An 18,590-nucleotide genomic window follows, 5' to 3' on the forward strand; every position below is an offset into this window, starting at 1 on the left:
GGTTTATTACAGTGAGTTCGTTACCTCACCGGCACATAAGGTACTGAGACAGAGGGCGAACAATGCCGCAGTACGTTATCTATCTTCGGCTTTAACGCACACGTAGGTCACCACTTCGTAGTTACCTTTACTGTCTGTCTTGCCGATAGATTGTTTCCGTTTATACGGATTGGATGAATAACTCTGACTGTGCGCGTGGTCACCGAGGAGTGACCGCAGGGTAAGCCAGATGATTTTCATTTTGAGTTTAAACACAACTACTCTCTTAAAGTGTTGCGCTTACAGGCGGTTGGACTCGAACCAACAGTTCTACCTCTTAACTCGGCACCAGCCGATATACACCATGTAAGGTAGATACCTACCGAACATATAGCGTGTACAACGGGGATCGAACCCGATAGTGCACCATGCACCTGTAATACGACTTCCCGTTTCGCTGGGCAGCGGCTTAGGTCGTCACCTTAGCACCTACACGGATGAGCAAGCCGGATTGCTTGCCATTACCGCACTCAGTTACGCAGACGCATCTCGGTATCGTTGATACCGGATGTACCGCGTTGTGTTTCTTCCAGACTGTCTACCACTTCAAGGTCGAACATACTGGAGTAGACCGGCTGGATAAGCATCTGAGCAACCTTATCCCCTTTGAACAGTTCAATGGTTCTGTCGGAGTGGTTAATCAGATTGACCATGACTTCACCGGTGTAGCCTTGATCGACCACACCCGCCATGACATCCAGACCATACTTGGCAGCCAGTTTACTGCGCGGCCAGATAAGGCCCACCGTCCCTTCAGGCAAGCCGAAGGCTAAGCCGGTACGGATATTCGCCTGACAACCAGGCTTGATTACTACTGGCTCAATGGCCGTTAAATCGAGTCCTGCATCACCAGGATTGGCAATGGCAGGGATAACTGCATCTGCATGCAGCTTCAATACTTTAGTCATTCTTCTTCATCCAAATGGCAGTACGGACAGGTCTCATAGTCGTCTGTGTCAAAGTAATTCTGACAGTTCGGGCATTCAGCCATAGGGTCGAACATGGGACTGCGAGGATCGTTGCTGTACTGCCTTACATCTTCAGGCAAGTTATACATTGTGTTCTCCGTCATCGGAAAGCACCGCAGCCACCGAACGGTGGCCGCTAGGAATCCAGTCGTTTCCTGAGTCCCTTCATGAGCTGGTCGATAAGGGTGTTGTGATAAATATCCAGTGCCTGCTTAATCTGGCTTCTGGGACTGTCTGACAGTATTTCGGCGGCGATATCGCGGCACTCATTCAATGAGTCGGCACTCGCAAAAACACTGATTTTCTGATTTTCAAGGTAGGTTTGTTGTTCAGGTGACATATAGGCTCTACATAGTGGTTCTTCCCTCATTTCAGGAATTTAGAATATCGGTCTGATACTTCTTGCACGCGCAGCAGCTACCGAACGGTAGCACTAAAATCTCTCTTCTCTGAGGTAAAAAAAGAAGCCCCATAAGGGGCTTCGTTCAGGACAGTGCGTAGTTACACTGTTTGATTTGATTGGTGATGTTGCCAAGTTTAGGTAACTTGTATTTCACACCGTGAATTTGACTCAGTATGTCCTCCAAGAGGTCTGATGCCGATAACTCAGCAAAGATATCTCTGTAGTACATGCGAAGCCGGTTCATGTGGTTAGCGTGACACTTGAACTCATCGTGCACACATACGATAGGGAAGGGCTTGTATTCCAGCGTACGGTTAATCAACGCATACAGGTCAGGCAGTACAGTAAGTACATCAGCCAGCGCAATATCACCGGTTGCCAGTGCAGTAGCCCAGCGCAGTGATACGAACTTACCGGAAGGCTTGGGTACAGAAGCTGCAAAGGCGGCTTCAATCTTCTCACGTGCAATGTCCAGTAACACAGGATCATAGTTACAGCGTCTGTTCATCTCACGTACCACCATGCCGTCAATGCTGTGAATCACATTGGCCGCCACAGATAAACCTTTCTCTGTACCGCGAGGCATGTGGCACACGTGGTCAAAGGTGGCCTTACCCAGTTCTGCTACTTCAACTCTGAATTGCAGGGCTTCTGTAACAGGGCAGTGAGCATTGAACCCGTCCGGTAATATCCAGTCATGACTCAGTGCATACGGTTGCCATGCGTTAAGCAGATGCTGCATAACTTCACATGCGCCCGGTGCGACAAGTTCCAGTGCTTCGTAGAAACACTCCAGTTCTACGGTATCTTCACCAAAGATTTCCTTTGGCTTCTCTTTAGATCCGTAGAAGTGCGTCATTACCGCCGGCTTTACCAACTTACGGTCTAAGGTAATGGTGATACCCTCTTTGACCAGCAGTTTATTCATGACATCAGTTACCTGCGTATAGATATCAGCCCGTTCACTAGGGTTGATCAGGCCTGTGTTCTCCGCAGTCACAGCACAGTTATGCATTGCACCCATTAACTGTAAGCCGGATGAGCAGGCATCCAGCCCAACCATGAAGCCACTTGGACGCTTTGCCACAGCGTCTTCTAATGCCAAGATGCCGGCATACATGATAGGTGGCTCATCAGCAGCAGGCACCAGTGCATAGAGTTCTTCCATAGACTTACTTGATACCCACTCAATGCGGTCTTCAAACAAGTCTTTGTCCATGCCATAAGCGTTAGCGATGGCGATTTTAACGTACTCAGTTCCAGTAAAAGTTTGCATAGGTATTCCTCAATAGTATGCAGAGCAGCCCAGCGGTAGCGTAGGGCTGCGGAATGGATTTAGTTATGAAATGTGATGTTCACATCAAGGTAAGGCGGAGTAGAGTTAAGTATCTCTACTGTGATTTCTTCCTGTGGCTCGCCGTCTTTGGAACAGAAGTACCAAGTACCGTCTGTATCTTGGCAGTAGATCCTGCGTTCGGGAGACTTGAAGTATGTGCGACCAGCGGCAAGGTCAATATATCGTTTAAGAGTTAGCTTCATTTCTGTGCCCTTAGTCCGGCTTCGTAACCAGCTTTGAAACCGTCTTCTGGGTCAACATCGTATGCCTCGTTTTCAATCCAAGATTCGTAGGCTATTACCCAATCTGGCTTCTTAATGCGCCATCTCAAATGTGGATGTGAGATAGGATTCACATCGCCTGATTCCCTCATGGTGTGCCATTTCTCACCTTCCTTTACTTGGCACTCTAACGTATGGCCTTCCATGATTGCTTTAAGGGATTCGTTACGGTTAAGGATAGGGTTACTCATTCGATTACCTCTTTGTCAGCGAACTCAATAATGGCCTTGCGGAACTTATTGCCTTGGGTATTAACGTGATAACCCTGCGAGTAAGTACGACCTCTTTTGTCGTATTTGTGGGTTAGCCAGAACCGGTTACCCAGTTGAATTAACTCACGGTATATGCCATAGGATTCCTTAACGAATGTGTTCCACTGGCGCTTAGTGTCATGGCTCATCTTCTCAGGGTTCTTAGGTGTTTCAGACAACTGCGTTAACAGTCTTTGATTCAGGCACAAAGGCACCTGATTGAAGGTATTCAATGAGTCCAGACATATATCACCATCATGATATGTGCCTTTGCCAAGGATCATTGAAGACTTCTCTGTAAGCAGAGCATTATCGTAGTTGCTCATCACTTCATTAGGACTCACTACCATAGGTGGCAGATACTTTGTCCGGTTGATGTGATTCACTGTGGTTTCTTCAAGCTGAAGGTTATTTACTAAGTACCACTGTCCGTATTCTTCTTCCTGTATCAGGTCATAGAATCCGAACTCTGTAATCACAGCCATGATTTCAGCCGCGGTCTTAATACCATCTACTTTGTCGTCCATTCGCAGGACACCGGCAACCTGACCAAATACCTCAGTAAAAGGCTTTGGCTCAGTTATCTGGCATGTATGCACTAAGATACTCAATACAACATCATCAAAATCGAGCCCTGCAAGCTGTGAGAGGCGATAATTCTTCTTAGGGAAGTAATCACCTTGTCTCCACTCATCAACAGCGTCAGCAGCGTCTGAGATAAGCTGAGCGATGTCTGGGTCTGATGTCAGATCCCTTACAATCACTTTCTCAATGGATTTCTTACTGAATGTCTTCTCGACATAACGCTGATGGTCTACTAAATCAATACGTGTATTCATCTGACTCATCTGTCTCAATTCCTCTATTGGCGCAGCCATTACAGCCACCGAACGGTGGCCTAAAAATCTCTCTGTCTCTCTCAAAAACAAAAGGGCCGAAGCCCTGATGTTTAAGCGAAGTTGAAATCACCACACTCGAAGTGAGACACAATAGACTCTTTATCTAAATCCTGTTCTAACTCATGGATAAACAGGGCCAGTTCTTCGTCAAACAGGTTAATTTCTTCAAATTCACACATACTCTTTTCCTCATAGTTGTGTATTGGAATAACAGGCAACATGCCCAGAACAGTGACTTGTCACTGATTAAATGTGGGTGATTACCCATTGGCCGGCGATAAGACACGCACAGCCGAAGAACACAGTTAAGTGCCAGTCTTTAAGCTGAAATTTCATTGGTACTCCAGATAGCAAAAAGGCTACCGAAGTAGCCTATTTAATGATGTTAAGCAGTCTGTTTCTGCTGGTCTTTAGACTTGAATCCCAGACCAACCTGCTTATCTTCAACCAAGTTCAGATTGATTTTGAACTCAACATCACCTAACTGATCTTTTGCTTCAATGAGCAATGCGTGAATTTCACGGCGCAGTGACAATGGAATGCCACCAATGCGTGAAGTGGAACCGTCAGCCAACACCACATCCACATTCAGAAATGCATCAGAACGATTAGTCTGAGCACGTGATTGCAGTGGAGAAGCTGAACGAAGGTTTGCACGGTTTGCTAAAGTTGCCATAGGTCTATTCCTCATAGTTGGCATTAATGTCGGATTAAGAGACCATTCTCCGAATCCCACACTGGCAACTTGTTGCCCTAAAGTTCGGCCTGAAGAGAGGAAAAATTGAAATGTTTTGACAGGTGCTTAATACATCCATAGGCTGAGCGCCAGCGAAGCCCAGTGTAGTGTCTTGTTGTGTAATGTAAGTGTAGTTATAGAGATCTATATATAACTATACAGAGAGTATTTATATATAAATATTAAGGGTATATGGCGTAGCCATATACCCGTTATATATTAAGTAATAGAGAGTAATAATTAAGTAAGTATTAATTACTTCATAGGTGCAATTTGAGAAAAAATAAAGACTCCCGAAGGAGTCTTATTAGTGAATGAGTACAGGACATTCAGGTTTTGGTGGTACTAATGGTGGACGGAAGTGACTTAGCGGACTAACCATAAATCTACTACCATCTTCCCATGTATCACACGTATTCATGTCACCGTGGTAAGTGACACCCTGTTTGTCTGTGAACTCGAATGAGACAACCCCATCCTCATGTACATAACAAATGGTAATGCGACTGAATAACTCTAAGTGACTACCACTTAATACGTTAGCTTCAAGCCACAATGCAATCTCAACAGATTGATCTTTCATAACCATTCCTCTTAGGTTATTAACAGATGCACACTATTGTACATCCACTAAGGCAACTTGTTGCCAATGTATCGGTGATGTATCGGAATAGGGATAGAGATAGATAGGATACAGGTTATGGGAGTTATTCATTAATCACCTCATATTCCTAACCCTATCAATCCCTATAAGGAGATCTCAGTGAAGATGAGGCATTACCCTAGTTACAGACTGATGCTGTCACAGAGGCTTACAGGACGTAATAAAGAGTAATACAGAAAGCTGTCTTAGCACTGAGTGTAGAGTGTAGTGAGTGTAGGAGAATTAAAGGGAGCCGAAGCTCCCGATGATTAGTTCATTAACTGAGGTAGGACAGTATCAACCTCATAGTCAGAGATTTCCTGTTCCTTACGTTGTGACATGCGTTTGTTCAACGCTTCAATACGGCGTTCAGTTTCATACTTGTTGAACTTACGGCGAACTTCACGTTCACTGTTACGGTTCTCAGTATGAGCGTCCAAGTCTTTGTAGAAGGACTGAGTATAACCATCCACTGATTTAGTACCTTGGTCCAAGTTACGCAGGATACGTAATACGATGGTGAATGGTGCTAACAGGGTTTGTAGGATAACTTGCATGGTAGATTCCTCTATAGTTGTGGGCTTATTCCCACGGTAGCAACTTGTTGCAGGATTTGAGTGTAGGGGGGGTGGTTCCGAGTTTACGAGGAATTACAGGGAGTAATGTACCCGTACTAATTTTTTAAAATTTTGAAAAAGTTTCGACTGTGTTAAAGTGGGATTCCCTTCAGGTCTTCAGTACCTGATACCACGCAAGACATTTGCACTCCCTCAATCCCTCCAAAGTATTCCTGCCATGACAATTCTATCAGTCGATGAAGTGAAGGCGGCATTGCCGGCTAACTTTAAGAAGTCTATTAATCAGGAACTCATTGATGGTATTAATCAGACCATTAGTGATCCTGAAATGTATGAGCAGTACAGGGATAACTTAGTCAGTTATTCTCATGTTCTGCAGAACGGTAAGTTTAAAGTTACGCAGTACCTTGATGCGGTTATGTATGTCAGTTACAAACTGATGGGCCATACGAACATTAAGTCATACACGCTAACGTTCCCCGATAAGATTGACCGGTTTAATGCACAAGGTGTTTCCAGTAAGGACATTGCCAGTTACGTAACTGCGTATAACAAATCCAAACTGGTTAACTTAATCCTTGAGCAGACACTGGTTCCCACCTGGGTTCTAAACCAGGATTTATATCAGAAAGCCCTTAATGTACAGGCCGAGTTAATGATGACTGCTCAGTCTGAGAAGGTGCGCTCTGATGCTGCGAACAGCATCCTCACGCAACTCAAACAACCTGAAACCCAGAAGATACAGTTGGATGTTGGTGTTAAGGAAGACAGTATGCTTGAGCAGCTTAAACGCCATACGGCGGAACTGGTTGCACAGCAGCGTACGTTAATCCAGTCAGGGCATTCCTCTGCACAGGAAGTGGCGCACAGCAAGATCATACAGGCCGAGTACAGCGAGGTGCCTGATGAATAAGCTGACCCTTGAAGAGGACGGGCCACCGTCCGTAGAGGAACACCTGTCCTCTGTTATTTATGGTATCGACCCGCGCTACACCCCCTCTGATTTCGCCCTCGAATTTGTCTCATTCATCAAACTGGTAAACGGTGCTGATGGTGAGGAGAACTTAACCCCGCTGGTTCACTACCGTATGTTAGATACGGTCACCCGTGGCGGTACACGCATTACTAACCTGTGTCACCGTGGTATTGCGAAGACGACAGTGATGGGTGAGTACCTGTTCCTGTATATCGCTGTGTATGGTGAACTTCCTGGCTTCGGTAAAGTGGACCTGGCTTTGTATGTCTCTGACAGCATCGACAACGGTGTGAAGAACATGCGTAAGAACCTTGAGTTCCGCTGGGAGAACAGTGATTTCCTTCGTGAGTTCATCCCGACTATCCGTTTCACGGATATCCGGTGGGAGTTCCAGAACATTGACGGTAAGAAGTTTATCGTTAAAGGGTATGGTGCCAAGACCGGCGTACGGGGTGCGAAGGAACTGGGTAAGCGGCCGCAGCTGGCGGTGCTTGATGACTTGTTTTCGGATGAAGATGCTAAATCACCCACGGTGATTGAGAACGTTGAAGCGACTGTCTACAAGGCTGTTAACTTCGCACTGCACCCAAGCCAGAATATGATTATCTGGTCCGGTACGCCGTTTAATGCCAAAGATCCTTTGTACAAGGCCGTTGAGTCCGGTGCATGGGAAGTTAACGTATTTCCGGTGTGTGAGCGTTTCCCTTGTACCCGTGAAGAGTTTAAGGGTTCATGGCCTGACCGTTTCACCTACGACTACGTGCTTGAGCAGTATGAGAACGCTGTGAAGCTGGGTAAGGTGGATACGTTCAACCAGGAACTGATGCTCAGGATCATGAGTGACGATGACAGGTTGATTCTGGACACCGATATACGCTGGTACCGCCGTAATCACCTGATTGCCAACCAGCACCTGTATAACTTCTATATCACCACTGACTTTGCGACCTCAGAACGGGCCAGTGCCGACTATTCTGTCATTTCCGTGTGGGCCTATAACTACAATGGTGACTGGTTCTGGGTAGATGGTATCTGTAAGCGCCAGCTGATGGACGCCAACATCAATGATTTATTCAGATTGGCTCAGAAATGGCGGCCACAGTCGGTGGGCGTGGAAGTATCCGGACAGCAGGGCGGTTTTGTTACTTGGATCCAAGAGCAAATGATGGTCAGGAACAACCTTTTCACCCTGGCTTCAGAGAACAATAACGGAAAACCTGGTATTCGACCTGTAACGAAGAAGTTTGAGCGGTTTCAGACCGTGCTTCCGATGTTCAAAATGGGTAAAATGTACTTTCCGGTTGAAGACCGTGATACGCCGGTACTCCGCGAAGCCTTAGATGAACTCACACTGGCTTCCAAAAGCGGTTTCAAGTCTAAACATGACGACTTTATTGATACCGTATCCATGCTGCCGGTAATGAACGCATGGAAACCCTCGCAAGAAACTCACTACAGCCATGATTTTGAGCGTGATATCTGGGATGACGCACCAGAACACGATGACAATGACCGGTTGGCCTCTTACATCGTATAACCCGCCAAGGAAACTACATGTTACTTTCCGATTTCTTTGATCACCTGTCGTATGGTGACCTTGCACAGTACAAATTAGGTACTGATGATGCGGGGTACATCAGCGAAGCTGATTACCCCAAGATAGTCTCGTTTATTAACCGCGGATTATCCCGACTGCACACACGATTGCCGTTAAAGCACGGCCAGATCTTGATGCAGACCACACTTAACCAGAAAACGTATAAATTAGTCAGTACGTTTGCTGCTTCTACTGCACCAGACGTTGCTGACGGAGTGAATCGCTTTATACTGGACCACGAATCACCCTTCAAAGACGACATCATCACTGTTGAGAAGGTACAGAGTCAGTCCGGCTTTGAGTTTCCGATGAATGATGCGTCTGAAGACCTTACTGTACTGACTCCCAGCTACAACACCCTGCAGTTCTCCCAACCCAAGGATGAAATTGTGGCGGTCATGTACCGCGCACAACATCCACTGCTACCGAACGGCCCTGACATCGATCCTGCGGCGATTTCACTGGACATCCCTGACTTCTGCATAGATGCCCTGGGTTACTTCTGTGTACACCGTCTGCTTAGTTCAGGGGCCAATGCCGAAGCCATTCAGGAATCCAACGCTTTCTTGCAGAAATTCATGATGGAAGTTGAGGAAATCAAGTCACTCGGGTTACTGAATCCGGATATCAACTCAAGCCAGCGCATCTGGCGGGACGGATGGGTATAACATGAAAAGAAGTTTAGTATCTTCAATGGTACGCAGCATGCTACGACCCCTTTCCGGATACGGGCTTGGGCCACTTTTACAGTCACGTTATTTCACCCAGTTTGATGACGTTGCACAGACGTATATCCAGTTATCTGAAGATATCAATCTGGATAACGAATTTGAACTTGAATGGTGGGCCACAATCCCTGATGACGGTTCGTACATGCTGGCCGATAACAAGAACGCTAACGGTAACAGCCGGTTTGTTATCAACGGTGCAACTGACCGCACAGTATACGGGTTTGGTTTCTCCGGTTTCGCTACCGGTATCCAGCGGTACGCAGAGGATAAACACAAATTCTATAAGTTCAACATACGCCGGTTCGATGATGTATTGCGGCTGATGATTGATGATAAGCTGATCGGCGAGAATACCAACAACGGCTTTGTCATTAACAGTATCGGCTCACAATACAACGGTTCAACAGGTGTTGAGTTCCATTCGGGTTTCTTAGTCAATCTGAAGATTTGGGTTAACGGTGACAGGGATACCGGTGAACTGAAGGTAGATATGCCTATCGACCGCCGTATTGACCGCCCTTACGTAATGAATCATGCGGCCAAATCAACATTAGCACTTGTTCCAGATACCCAGTATGTGTCCCTTAGTGGCGACCAAGGCGATGCCGTGATTGAGAATGGTATCGCTAAAGGGTCACTGGAACCTGCTACTACATGGCGCGTGGGTTACGCCCAGAATGGTGTACTGGAATCTGGTAACACCTACATTGTCACGGTTCGTGCGCGTTCCACACAACCAGCGCATGTCTACGCACAGTCTTACACGTCCACTGACCGTGTACTGCAAAATATCCAGCCCGGAGATTGGCGCACGGTAACTTTGGTCTTAGTTCCTGAATCCACACGATTATTTGTCTGCGTAGAAAACAAATCACAGGAAGGACAGGTACTTGAGTTCGATGTGAATGCATTAACCGTGGTTAAGATGAGTCAGCCGGTTGGTCTTCCCGTTAACTTCAGCGGTACTGAGTCCCGCCGGTACGACTTTGAAAACGGTGAATGGATTTCCGGTAACTTACTGGACAATGGCAGCTTCACTTATGGTATGGAAGCATGGGGAGTGACCGGCGATGGTTGGTCTTTTGAGAATGGTGTAGCCTCTCGTGACGGCAATGCCACAAACTCAGGCATTCACCAGTTCGGAATCTTTGAAGCCCGTCACACCTACGATGTTTCATTTGATGTTACTGGCCGGTCAGCCGGTACGGTAGGTACATACATTGGTCAAGGCGAACAGAACTTAGGTTTCTTTTCCAGTAATTTCGGTAAAGCAACATACCGCACCGTATCCACAGCACCATCGGATAAGTTACTGCTTAATGGCGTTTCAGGCTGGGATGGTACGGTTGATAACGTAGTTGTAAGGGAAGTTCAACAAGAACTTTACCTTGCGCCGCTTGAACGCTACATCACACGTTTTGATAGCGTAAGCAACGGGTATGTCAGAACGTCTGACAGGATCAACGTAGGTACGGCCTTTGCCGTTGAATGCGTGTTTGCTACGGAAACAGACGGTGACTTCCTGCTTTCCCTGTATAACGCTGATTCCGCAACCCGATTACATTTCCGGTTACAGGGCGGCGGGGTAGCTAAACTCTTATCAGACGGTGTTACGCCAGGTCAGGGCGAACGCAGCATTAATGATGGACGTGCACACCGAATGAAAGTCGTATTCGCTGATGATGCTACTTACTCGGTATATGTGGACGGTGCACTGGAATATACCGGTACTCACGCTGACCCTGCCAGATACCAGAACGCTGACTTCAGCGTCCTTGTAGGCGGTTACAAGACGCAAGACAGCTATCCTACTGATTCTTACAACTGCCGTGTGTGGGATTTGAAAGTATGGACTGGCGGTGACGAAAGTACGGGGACGCTTGTGCTGGACATGCCGCTTGATAAGCCATTTGGATCCAAACAGGTAAACTTTGCCGAGAACACAGCAGCTACACTTACTGACATTGACCCGTCTTTCTATGTCGCTTCGCCTGATGATGGTGAATTAGTCTGGGCCACTAACTACAATAACGCGCCTGACGGTTTCACAATCACACCGCTGACTAACAGTTCATTTGGGGTTCACACTAATGAACTGCAAGTGGATAAGACCTATATAGTATCTTTCGATCTTGAAAGGCTAGATGAGGGTACAGTTCTTTTCCTGCAATGCTGGAAAGATAACTGGAACTCTACAGAGCAGAGTAACATAACCGTTGACACTGCCAGCGTAGGAAAACGATGCGAAATCGTTGTCTACGATACAGAACGATTACGATTCCGCCTGGGTAGTTCCGGTTACACAGGAACAGTAAAAAACATCAAGATTCAGGAAGTCACCTCCGGTGTTTACGGAGTACCAATTAACATCGTTGAGGCTGACAGTAAGCACTTCACGTTCGAGCCTTTCTACGGATGGTTAGGGGATGACCTAATCACACAGGAAATCTGGGAAGTACCTGCCAGTGCACCTGCCATCTTCAGTTTTGATACTGCTACCAACGAATGGGTGATGACTGGCGATAACAGTTATCAGTCGCTGGCTCTCATTAACGGTACTACGCAGCCGGTCCTTATGCTCATCGGTGGTAACGTTTCTGAAATTGACGGTGATGGGCTTGCCTATGCCGCTAATGGCGGCGGCGCAATTCGCACTACAGGTAATTACAAAGTCGTTTTCGATAAGAACGTTCAGAACTTTCAGGGCTACAAGCGTAGCGCAGGCTACGTAAACGCCCGAATCGGTAAACCCTACTTCCGCGAAATCATTGAGGTTATATAATGAAACTCTACGCCGCTTATTCAAAAGCAGTACAAACCGATCAGCGCGATGCCCTGATTGAAGCCTATCCACATGCCGCAGTCTACGGGGAACACTACCTGTTCCCCTGTTCGTACGAACAGCTGACCGGTGAAACCAATCCCAACACAGTAGACCTCACCGGCAAACGTCTGGTTGAGGAAATTGAGACTGAACACGATATGACGTTTGCTGAATTTGATGCTTTGTGTGATCAGATGCTGGCAGACGAAACGGGCCGCGAAGTACTCCTGTCAGTACAGCAAGGCCGCTACTTAAAAGAAACCCGATTCACTACCGAGGAGCAAACCGATGTTGCTTAACACTAACAACCAAGAAATTACCCTGGTCGGAGGAACCTACGTAGTAGGTGCCGACCTCGCCGGCGGGACACTGGACCTGCAATTCCAGTACGAACGGGGAACCAAATGGTACTCTGTCGGAGAACTGGAAGACGGCAAAGGCCAGCTTGTTGAAATCCCTGGCTTTAAGTCAAAAGTCCGTATTGTCAAAACCGGTTCTGCATCACTTGAATTAGCGCAGGCCATGTAATGGGAATTGTCGCTGATTTTAATCAAGGTCAGGGACTGCACACTCACTACCAGCATACGGCACTTACGCTGTATGTTGGTGTTGAGGACGAGTACGGTAACGTTGCTGCTGACGATATGTTCAGTAACATCGAATACAGTATTGTGACTCCTCGCGGTGCGGTGGCAATCCGTAAAGACCTGAATGACGGTGTAACCTTCGCTGACTCCCGTGTCACTGTGTTCATCCCCGATACCCAGTTGTCTATGTCAGGTTCACACACTCACCAGCTGGTTTTCTACGACAGTGCCGGTAACGCACTCCCTCCGGCATTCCAGTTCCCGCTGTTTATCACCCCAAGAGCCTAATATGTCCAAAGCCCTCCGCTTGTCTGATTCTGAAGACGAAGTAACAATCCAAATCTCTGCACCATGTACGGTAATAATCACTTATGAAGACGGTACTTCTGAACACGTCACTATTGATGATGCAGCTAACGTTGTACGGGAGTTCCAGGAATAACATGACACCTCTGAACGCATTTGATTCGCTGGAAGATGCGAAAGCCTATTCCGCACCGAAGGAAATTCTGATCACCCCTGACATGGTGATTGCTTTTCTGACTGAACATAACTCCGTGACCTCCCTGCAGGAGTCCACTGACGAGAAAGCCAGAGGTTTTCTGATGGCCATCAGTTCCGGTGGTATTGAGTTTAACCTGATGGATTCACACGCTGTAGGCCAGAAGCAGCAAGCCATTCTGACTTACCTTGTCAGTATTGATGCGGTAACGCAGGGATTTGCCGATGCCTGTATGTCCTATGCAAACCAGACCTGGCAGCCTTACGCTGATACCACTGAGTACCAGTTCATGAAGGCCAAAGGTACATGCCCTGTCAAAGAGGTATTCCCCTCTAACGGTTGGCTTAAAATTGAAGTCACTGAGGAATGTGAGGCCCACGCTCCACAGATTTACGCAACGATTCAGGGCGTAAAAACACGGGTTGCCGGCTTCAGTACTATCGGGCTGGCCGGTCCTTATCTGGCGCGTGTTCCTTCCCAGTATGGTGTACTGGAAGTTGACGATGCCTACGGGGTAATCCAGTAATGGGTTACTCCTTACTCTTTAACGGTTCGACACAGTACGCCGCCAGTGTAGGCGGTAACGACCGCACTTACTCAATCCGGCCGACAACGGGTAAGTACCGGATCATCTTTTCCCGCCTGCAATACTGGGGCGCACATACCGGCCCTGTCGTATGGCACTGCTATAACGGCTGTAAGATAAACATCCGTACCACGGACGGGCAGATTGAAACCAGTCCCGGCGGGAAGTTTATCGGTAAACCTGTCCCTAACGACGGGACGCCGTTCAAACTGGAAGTGGAATGGGATATCGATAACGGGACGGTAGGCTACTGGATAGATGATGTCTTCCAGCAGGAATTTACCGGCATTGATAACGGCTTCAGTCTTCATGCAGCAGGGACGCTTAACCGGACAATGTTCTGCCGCCGTCAGCACTTAGACAGTGCGTACATGAGCGCAGAGATAAGCGGTACGGTTACTATCTGGGAAGACGATGCCGACAACGGATTTATCTATGACTTTGACGCGTCCGGACCTTCCGGTAATGAGATCATTGAAACGGTACAGGGCCGTAATGCCGCACTGACCGGCTTTGCTACCGATGGTTCTCAGTGGAACTACTATGAGTCTGCAGGCACCGGCGGCGGGACGTTATACGAACTGGAACTGCAAGCCGGAAATACAGTCACTGAAGCAGTAACACTGGATATCATCGCATCCCTTAATACCAATACGTCTTGGGCTCAGTCAGTGGCGCAGGCATCGCCGGTAGCCACGGCAGTCGTACAGGCACTGAATGCGGTTACCTCAGAACACACTCAGCAGGCCTCTGCCGTTACCCTGCAGCAACAGGTACAAGTGGCAGGCGTGATCAGCGAACACCGTTCTGAAGCCGCTGCACTCACACCTACACAATCTTCTGCACAATCGGTTATACTGGTTACCGCCAGTCAGTCAGAGCAGGGTACTGTTCTGTCAGCTGCCCAGCAGCAGGTATTGACCGGTATCCTCGCTGAACAACTCCACCAGGCCGGTGTACAGGATATCTCATCCCTTCAGGCCATTACCTACGTACAGGCTGAACAGGCCTCTGATGCGACTGCACTGAGTATCGACACGCTGAACGGTGCACAACTGATTACAGTTATCACCTCAGAACACGTTCACAACGCTCAGACGGCGTTTATCAGTGAAGTTAATGCAACTGCCCTGATTGATGCTGAAATGCGCTCAGAGGCTTCCAGCGTTAGCGTAGAAGCCGCTTTAAGTACGGTGACACTGCCTGCTTCCCATGTAACAGAAACCAGTGCCCTTGATGTACTGATGTTTATCGGTACGCCGGATAACCTGCAGGGTGTCCAGCTTGTGCCGCTTACCTCCATGTATTCACTTACCCCTCTTACCAATCCCACCTACACATTAAAGGAAATTTAATGGCTACATTCTTCACGGCATCTGCAATCAAGCAGAATGGTTACCAGCATCTGAAAGATAACGTCACTACGGCGTATCTGTGTAAGGCTCCGGCCAAGTCCGATTCGCTGGCCACAATCCAGGGCAAAGCTATCGCACAGGCAGCTGTGGCAGGTTCAGACGTTGCGTTCTCGGCATCCGGCAATGATTTACTGGTTACCATCAACGGTAAATCCGGATTAGACCCCAGCGGTACAGCAGCAAGCGGCGATGACATTGCAGTGGTGTACTGCTCAGCGTCTGCCCCACTGGTTTGTGTCGATGCAACGGACCGGACTATCACTAACAATGACGGGGATACCCTGGATATTCCTGCCGCACAAATTTACGTACGTGAATTAGGATCGGTGTAATGCGAATTACGGCCCACAAAAACACCAGTAAATTCTTTAGCTATCGTGTCCAGAAGGACGGGGTAGATTTAGATTTGGATGCGATGGGCGTAACGAACATTCAGGTTGCTGATGAAGGGCAGAGCATTTCTGCCCTGAGCGGAGATATCACTTTTTCCGCTAATATCATGAGCATACGGTGGGGTAGTCTTAAATTACCGGCAGGTGAGTATTCGCCTACGGTGTACCTGTATAATCCGGAAAATCCAAAAGGATTAGTACTTTACGGGCCAGAGACCAACCCTGTTACGCTTGTCCTTGTTGAGGATGAAAGACCCCATTTAGTTAATATCTCTGCCACGACAGATTTGCTTACTCTTTCGGGACCGGCAAAACCCATTTCGGTGATTTCTGTTGATGGTGCTTTAATTAAATTCTCTAAATACTCCGGTAGTTTTACGAATATAACACCGCTTGAAATTAATACCCCGAACAATGAAGGCTCTGACCTCATTTATGCAAAAACTCCGCTCCCTTCCGCGAAGAGTTGGACTTTTTCAGTGTTGATGCCGGACGGGGTAAAAAGCGAGTTTAAAAAGCGTTGGATTGTCTAACTTACGAACTCAATAGGTTTGGATCTTTCACATAAAACAAAAGGCGTTAGGGGGAATTTCCTAACGCCTTTTTTTAATACTTCATGTAAAGTTCGACTGGTAGGTCAAACTATTCCCTTCCTTAACTCATCTCCATTTTAACTACGCACATGAAAGAAACTACCATGGTTGAGAATATAAAAGATCTTCCTCCGACAGTACTGGGAGCATTAATGGCAATTGTCATTTCTATTCTTCGAGTGATGTATGATCGGGAAGAAACATCAGTACTACGTGTAGGCTTGGAAGCCTCTTTATGCGGGACGCTTGCAGTTGTCGCAGGTAGTGCTATTACAGCTTTAGGGCTTGATCAGGAGTGGACACTATTTGTCGGCGGAGTCATAGGCTTCGTTGGATCACAAAGCATACGTACCTACGCCGACAGAATGATTAAGAGAAAAATTGATAATTAATGTTTGCTGGTTACTGCGGGTTTCATTGAGAGCCAACCCTGTATTGAATCCTCACAAACTAAACCCGAATCCAGCATTTCATTAATGCTTTTACAAGTCGAATCCGTAATCCACTCACCATTTACAAAACACGCTAATTGTCTTTTTCCCCTAATTGTCATAACGGAATATCTGCGCGGATATAACTGACCAAGGGTGTTTCCTTTCAGTACGCTCACTGTTTGTCCCTTACCGGTAAAAAGATCCGCCAAGATTAATTGATTTGTTTTGTGCACACAATAAAAAAATTCCCCTTTAAAAGGGGAATTTTTGTATCTACTTAATAGAAAGCAACTTATTTTTATCGCTACTCGATCTGGTAGTTCCTACCCAGTAAACAACACTGGCTACCCATAATGCGACCAGTTGACCTGCAAAATAATTTACAAGTGTTTTATTTACATCAGGTATTTCAATAAAGAATAGTCCGGCTAAATAAAATGTAGAAATTAGGGTGAGCGTTGTCGTAATGATTGCCGGCATTTTAGAATCTTTATGTAAATTCCGTGCGTCCTGCCGGTCCTTATTAATATCCTGCAAAACTGCCAGTTCTATTTCTTTTAAACGCACTCTTTCTTTTGATTCAAACTCTGCAATTTTAATTTGGTTTTCCGGAGAGAGCAGGGCAGTTTGAACTGCTTGCGGGGTATTCTCTACGTCCAGTTCTTTTGCAATGAGTGACCCGATTACCGTTCCGGTAGGGCCGCCTAATAACGTACCTAAGTATGGTGCGGTTTGACCTACTAAGTTTTTAATATCAGTCCAGTTCATGTGTAATTTCCAGTATCCAGGAAGAGTCACCAAACCATTCCAGAAGAATGTCCATGGCAGCTTCAGAGTTAATACCTACGCCATCGACAATCTTCATGCACGGGGCCAGACAGCCTGCCAACTGATGTACGTAATTGGCCAGATGGATTTCAATGTCTGTTCGGCCCTCTACATCCCGTAACCGGTAGAATTGGTGTTGGCCGGTGTAGTCGCGGTCCACAATGTATACCCCTTCAGGGATACATGATTTGAATGGAATGTTGTTCAGGTCGGGGCGTTCAAGGAAGCAAATCTTTGTACCGTCAGGCATGGTAAGTTCGCTTTCAGTGCGGTCAGGAAAGTACTTCCTATAGAGCGTTAACATGTTTTTCTACCTCTGTGTAACCCCCGATATGTTCTTCATCCCAGAAGACTTGCGGAACAGTTTCAAAGCCCTGGTCGATGATGAAGTTTAGCTTGTCTTTGTTGTCTTCTGATTTGATGTCATAATATTCAAACGGTAAATTCTTAGCCGTTAACAGATCAATTGCGTATTCGCAGTAGTCGCACTTAGCGCGACCATATACAGTAAACATTGGAGTACCTTAAAACGTGGATGGGTGGCCCGTTGCAATAACTGGCCGGTAGGAATCTAAAACTTACCCCTGACATTCACGTTTGTAAACCAATCCCTCCTGCATTCCCTCCCTTACATGAGTCTTGTCCATGAAACCACTAAAGACGTTATATACCGATAGCCATTACCAGCTGCGGCTGGTATACACGGACGCCGATGGTACGCCTGTAGATATCACCGGTGCTACGGCCACTATGGTATTAAGAAACACGATTGAATCCGCCGCACTGGTCACGACCAGCGCAACAATTGACGGCCCTACAGGGACAATCGAATTTACTATCCCGCCTGAAGATACATCCACTCTGATTGATGCCAAACGCCCTGAACGAAAGTTACTGGCCGGCGCAATGCTGTACCTGCCTGACGACCTCAGCATTCCCCTGTTTAACACCACGGTTCTTGCTAAGAAAAACATCGTACGGGGAGCGTAAC

General features: G+C 47.0%; 27 protein-coding genes. 14 read left to right on the forward strand and 13 right to left on the reverse strand.

Translation table 11 applies throughout. The annotated features are described in order from the left end of the window. Nucleotides 1-75: 75 nt before the first annotated feature. The 10 genes from DS731_RS09940 to DS731_RS09975 form a co-directional block, all read right to left on the reverse strand. The gene (locus DS731_RS09940) at nt 76-255 is read right to left on the reverse strand and encodes a hypothetical protein (RefSeq protein ID WP_119501169.1); all 180 of its coding nucleotides are present in this window, start codon (nt 253-255) and stop codon (nt 76-78) included. Between the two features lie 254 nt (nt 256-509). Beyond that, complete coding sequence (gene dut / locus DS731_RS09945; protein ID WP_119501170.1) at nt 510-947, reverse strand: dUTP diphosphatase; 438 nt, start codon at nt 945-947, stop codon at nt 510-512. Next, nucleotides 944-1,096, reverse strand: coding sequence for a hypothetical protein (locus DS731_RS21955; RefSeq protein WP_161599141.1), 153 nt, complete (start codon nt 1,094-1,096; stop codon nt 944-946). The genes dut and DS731_RS21955 overlap by 4 nt, the downstream gene beginning before the upstream one ends. Nucleotides 1,097-1,143: 47 nt before the next feature. Beyond that, on the reverse strand, nt 1,144-1,347 hold the full coding sequence (locus tag DS731_RS09950; RefSeq protein WP_119501171.1) for a hypothetical protein: 204 nt from the start codon (nt 1,345-1,347) through the stop codon (nt 1,144-1,146). Between the two features lie 145 nt (nt 1,348-1,492). Next, nucleotides 1,493-2,686, reverse strand: a complete 1,194-nt coding sequence (locus DS731_RS09955; RefSeq protein WP_119501172.1) for a DNA-directed RNA polymerase — start codon at nt 2,684-2,686, stop codon at nt 1,493-1,495. A 259-nt stretch (nt 2,687-2,945) separates the two neighbouring features. Beyond that, the gene (locus DS731_RS09960; protein ID WP_119501174.1) at nt 2,946-3,218 is read right to left on the reverse strand and encodes a hypothetical protein; all 273 of its coding nucleotides are present in this window, start codon (nt 3,216-3,218) and stop codon (nt 2,946-2,948) included. After that, nucleotides 3,215-4,126 carry a hypothetical protein gene (locus DS731_RS09965; protein WP_119501175.1) on the reverse strand — a complete coding sequence of 304 codons (912 nt, stop codon included), beginning with the start codon at nt 4,124-4,126 and terminating at the stop codon, nt 3,215-3,217. Before DS731_RS09965 ends, DS731_RS09960 begins: the two co-directional genes overlap by 4 nt. A gap of 101 nt (nt 4,127-4,227) precedes the next feature. Further along, nucleotides 4,228-4,356 carry a hypothetical protein gene (locus tag DS731_RS22355; protein WP_269748669.1) on the reverse strand — a complete coding sequence of 43 codons (129 nt, stop codon included), beginning with the start codon at nt 4,354-4,356 and terminating at the stop codon, nt 4,228-4,230. 206 nt (nt 4,357-4,562) lie between these two features. After that, complete coding sequence (locus DS731_RS09970; protein WP_119501176.1) at nt 4,563-4,853, reverse strand: hypothetical protein; 291 nt, start codon at nt 4,851-4,853, stop codon at nt 4,563-4,565. Nucleotides 4,854-5,825: 972 nt separating this feature from the next. Then, nucleotides 5,826-6,113, reverse strand: coding sequence for a hypothetical protein (locus DS731_RS09975; protein ID WP_119501177.1), 288 nt, complete (start codon nt 6,111-6,113; stop codon nt 5,826-5,828). 238 nt (nt 6,114-6,351) lie between these two features. Here DS731_RS09975 and DS731_RS09980 point away from each other — a divergent pair, with 238 nt between their 5' ends. The 13 genes from DS731_RS09980 to DS731_RS10035 all read left to right on the forward strand — a co-directional run bounded on the left by DS731_RS09980 (nt 6,352) and on the right by DS731_RS10035 (nt 16,729). Further along, a complete protein-coding gene (locus tag DS731_RS09980) occupies nt 6,352-7,047 on the forward strand; it encodes a hypothetical protein (protein WP_119501178.1) in 696 nt (231 codons plus the stop codon). Next, on the forward strand, nt 7,040-8,647 hold the full coding sequence (locus DS731_RS09985; protein WP_119501179.1) for a hypothetical protein: 1,608 nt from the start codon (nt 7,040-7,042) through the stop codon (nt 8,645-8,647). Before DS731_RS09980 ends, DS731_RS09985 begins: the two co-directional genes overlap by 8 nt. A gap of 17 nt (nt 8,648-8,664) precedes the next feature. After that, a complete protein-coding gene (locus DS731_RS09990) occupies nt 8,665-9,375 on the forward strand; it encodes a hypothetical protein (RefSeq protein ID WP_119501180.1) in 711 nt (236 codons plus the stop codon). Between the two features lies 1 nt (nt 9,376). Further along, the gene (locus tag DS731_RS09995) at nt 9,377-12,220 is read left to right on the forward strand and encodes a hypothetical protein (protein WP_119501181.1); all 2,844 of its coding nucleotides are present in this window, start codon (nt 9,377-9,379) and stop codon (nt 12,218-12,220) included. Continuing rightward, the gene (locus tag DS731_RS10000) at nt 12,220-12,561 is read left to right on the forward strand and encodes a hypothetical protein (RefSeq protein ID WP_119501182.1); all 342 of its coding nucleotides are present in this window, start codon (nt 12,220-12,222) and stop codon (nt 12,559-12,561) included. The genes DS731_RS09995 and DS731_RS10000 overlap by 1 nt, the downstream gene beginning before the upstream one ends. After that, nucleotides 12,551-12,790: a hypothetical protein gene (locus DS731_RS10005; protein WP_119501183.1), complete on the forward strand. Its 240-nt coding sequence runs from the start codon at nt 12,551-12,553 to the stop codon at nt 12,788-12,790. Before DS731_RS10000 ends, DS731_RS10005 begins: the two co-directional genes overlap by 11 nt. Continuing rightward, nucleotides 12,790-13,137 carry a hypothetical protein gene (locus DS731_RS10010; RefSeq protein ID WP_119501184.1) on the forward strand — a complete coding sequence of 116 codons (348 nt, stop codon included), beginning with the start codon at nt 12,790-12,792 and terminating at the stop codon, nt 13,135-13,137. Before DS731_RS10005 ends, DS731_RS10010 begins: the two co-directional genes overlap by 1 nt. A 1-nt stretch (nt 13,138) precedes the next feature. Beyond that, entirely contained in the window at nt 13,139-13,291 is a 153-nt protein-coding gene (locus DS731_RS21960) for a hypothetical protein (protein WP_161599142.1), read from the forward strand. A gap of 1 nt (nt 13,292) precedes the next feature. Continuing rightward, nucleotides 13,293-13,877, forward strand: a complete 585-nt coding sequence (locus DS731_RS10015; RefSeq protein WP_119501185.1) for a hypothetical protein — start codon at nt 13,293-13,295, stop codon at nt 13,875-13,877. Further along, nucleotides 13,877-15,292 (forward strand): hypothetical protein, encoded by a 1,416-nt coding sequence (locus tag DS731_RS10020; protein WP_119501186.1) that lies wholly within the window; start codon nt 13,877-13,879, stop codon nt 15,290-15,292. Before DS731_RS10015 ends, DS731_RS10020 begins: the two co-directional genes overlap by 1 nt. Continuing rightward, complete coding sequence (locus DS731_RS10025) at nt 15,292-15,684, forward strand: hypothetical protein (protein WP_119501187.1); 393 nt, start codon at nt 15,292-15,294, stop codon at nt 15,682-15,684. Before DS731_RS10020 ends, DS731_RS10025 begins: the two co-directional genes overlap by 1 nt. Continuing rightward, complete coding sequence (locus DS731_RS10030; protein WP_119501188.1) at nt 15,684-16,277, forward strand: hypothetical protein; 594 nt, start codon at nt 15,684-15,686, stop codon at nt 16,275-16,277. Before DS731_RS10025 ends, DS731_RS10030 begins: the two co-directional genes overlap by 1 nt. Nucleotides 16,278-16,441: 164 nt before the next feature. Continuing rightward, nucleotides 16,442-16,729 carry a phage holin, lambda family gene (locus DS731_RS10035; RefSeq protein ID WP_161599143.1) on the forward strand — a complete coding sequence of 96 codons (288 nt, stop codon included), beginning with the start codon at nt 16,442-16,444 and terminating at the stop codon, nt 16,727-16,729. Nucleotides 16,730-17,044: 315 nt separating this feature from the next. Here the strand turns inward: DS731_RS10035 and DS731_RS10040 are convergent, their stop codons facing one another. From DS731_RS10040 to DS731_RS10050, 3 genes are read right to left on the reverse strand one after another with little or no spacing between them, the layout of a single operon-like run. Then, the gene (locus DS731_RS10040; RefSeq protein WP_119501190.1) at nt 17,045-17,539 is read right to left on the reverse strand and encodes a hypothetical protein; all 495 of its coding nucleotides are present in this window, start codon (nt 17,537-17,539) and stop codon (nt 17,045-17,047) included. Then, entirely contained in the window at nt 17,526-17,903 is a 378-nt protein-coding gene (locus DS731_RS10045; protein WP_119501191.1) for a DUF5675 family protein, read from the reverse strand. Before DS731_RS10045 ends, DS731_RS10040 begins: the two co-directional genes overlap by 14 nt. Then, nucleotides 17,887-18,114, reverse strand: a complete 228-nt coding sequence (locus DS731_RS10050; RefSeq protein WP_119501192.1) for a glutaredoxin domain-containing protein — start codon at nt 18,112-18,114, stop codon at nt 17,887-17,889. The genes DS731_RS10045 and DS731_RS10050 overlap by 17 nt, the downstream gene beginning before the upstream one ends. A gap of 130 nt (nt 18,115-18,244) precedes the next feature. Between DS731_RS10050 and DS731_RS10055 the strand changes: the two genes are divergently transcribed. Beyond that, nucleotides 18,245-18,589: a hypothetical protein gene (locus tag DS731_RS10055; protein ID WP_119501193.1), complete on the forward strand. Its 345-nt coding sequence runs from the start codon at nt 18,245-18,247 to the stop codon at nt 18,587-18,589. Nucleotide 18,590: the final 1 nt, after the last annotated feature.

It is taken from the genome of Alteromonas sp. RKMC-009 (genome assembly GCF_003584565.2).
GTDB lineage: Bacteria > Pseudomonadota > Gammaproteobacteria > Enterobacterales > Alteromonadaceae > Alteromonas.

What these genes read in the sequence shown, in the direction of transcription:
- DS731_RS09985 (WP_119501179.1), top strand. Translation starts at nt 7,040, where the DNA reads ATGAATAAGCTGACCCTTGAAGAGGACGGGCCACCGTCCGTAGAGGAA.
- DS731_RS10045 (WP_119501191.1), bottom strand. Translation starts at nt 17,903, where the DNA reads ATGTTAACGCTCTATAGGAAGTACTTTCCTGACCGCACTGAAAGCGAA.
- DS731_RS09955 (WP_119501172.1), bottom strand. Translation starts at nt 2,686, where the DNA reads ATGCAAACTTTTACTGGAACTGAGTACGTTAAAATCGCCATCGCTAAC.
- DS731_RS09995 (WP_119501181.1), top strand. Translation starts at nt 9,377, where the DNA reads ATGAAAAGAAGTTTAGTATCTTCAATGGTACGCAGCATGCTACGACCC.
- DS731_RS09970 (WP_119501176.1), bottom strand. Translation starts at nt 4,853, where the DNA reads ATGGCAACTTTAGCAAACCGTGCAAACCTTCGTTCAGCTTCTCCACTG.
- DS731_RS10035 (WP_161599143.1), top strand. Translation starts at nt 16,442, where the DNA reads ATGGTTGAGAATATAAAAGATCTTCCTCCGACAGTACTGGGAGCATTA.
- DS731_RS09965 (WP_119501175.1), bottom strand. Translation starts at nt 4,126, where the DNA reads ATGAGTCAGATGAATACACGTATTGATTTAGTAGACCATCAGCGTTAT.
- DS731_RS09990 (WP_119501180.1), top strand. Translation starts at nt 8,665, where the DNA reads ATGTTACTTTCCGATTTCTTTGATCACCTGTCGTATGGTGACCTTGCA.
- DS731_RS10015 (WP_119501185.1), top strand. Translation starts at nt 13,293, where the DNA reads ATGACACCTCTGAACGCATTTGATTCGCTGGAAGATGCGAAAGCCTAT.
- DS731_RS09960 (WP_119501174.1), bottom strand. Translation starts at nt 3,218, where the DNA reads ATGAGTAACCCTATCCTTAACCGTAACGAATCCCTTAAAGCAATCATG.
- dut (WP_119501170.1), bottom strand. Translation starts at nt 947, where the DNA reads ATGACTAAAGTATTGAAGCTGCATGCAGATGCAGTTATCCCTGCCATT.
- DS731_RS10025 (WP_119501187.1), top strand. Translation starts at nt 15,292, where the DNA reads ATGGCTACATTCTTCACGGCATCTGCAATCAAGCAGAATGGTTACCAG.
- DS731_RS21960 (WP_161599142.1), top strand. Translation starts at nt 13,139, where the DNA reads ATGTCCAAAGCCCTCCGCTTGTCTGATTCTGAAGACGAAGTAACAATC.
- DS731_RS10055 (WP_119501193.1), top strand. Translation starts at nt 18,245, where the DNA reads ATGAAACCACTAAAGACGTTATATACCGATAGCCATTACCAGCTGCGG.
- DS731_RS10040 (WP_119501190.1), bottom strand. Translation starts at nt 17,539, where the DNA reads ATGAACTGGACTGATATTAAAAACTTAGTAGGTCAAACCGCACCATAC.
- DS731_RS10005 (WP_119501183.1), top strand. Translation starts at nt 12,551, where the DNA reads ATGTTGCTTAACACTAACAACCAAGAAATTACCCTGGTCGGAGGAACC.
- DS731_RS10020 (WP_119501186.1), top strand. Translation starts at nt 13,877, where the DNA reads ATGGGTTACTCCTTACTCTTTAACGGTTCGACACAGTACGCCGCCAGT.
- DS731_RS09950 (WP_119501171.1), bottom strand. Translation starts at nt 1,347, where the DNA reads ATGTCACCTGAACAACAAACCTACCTTGAAAATCAGAAAATCAGTGTT.
- DS731_RS21955 (WP_161599141.1), bottom strand. Translation starts at nt 1,096, where the DNA reads ATGTATAACTTGCCTGAAGATGTAAGGCAGTACAGCAACGATCCTCGC.
- DS731_RS10030 (WP_119501188.1), top strand. Translation starts at nt 15,684, where the DNA reads ATGCGAATTACGGCCCACAAAAACACCAGTAAATTCTTTAGCTATCGT.
- DS731_RS09980 (WP_119501178.1), top strand. Translation starts at nt 6,352, where the DNA reads ATGACAATTCTATCAGTCGATGAAGTGAAGGCGGCATTGCCGGCTAAC.
- DS731_RS10010 (WP_119501184.1), top strand. Translation starts at nt 12,790, where the DNA reads ATGGGAATTGTCGCTGATTTTAATCAAGGTCAGGGACTGCACACTCAC.
- DS731_RS10000 (WP_119501182.1), top strand. Translation starts at nt 12,220, where the DNA reads ATGAAACTCTACGCCGCTTATTCAAAAGCAGTACAAACCGATCAGCGC.
- DS731_RS22355 (WP_269748669.1), bottom strand. Translation starts at nt 4,356, where the DNA reads ATGTGTGAATTTGAAGAAATTAACCTGTTTGACGAAGAACTGGCCCTG.
- DS731_RS09975 (WP_119501177.1), bottom strand. Translation starts at nt 6,113, where the DNA reads ATGCAAGTTATCCTACAAACCCTGTTAGCACCATTCACCATCGTATTA.
- DS731_RS10050 (WP_119501192.1), bottom strand. Translation starts at nt 18,114, where the DNA reads ATGTTTACTGTATATGGTCGCGCTAAGTGCGACTACTGCGAATACGCA.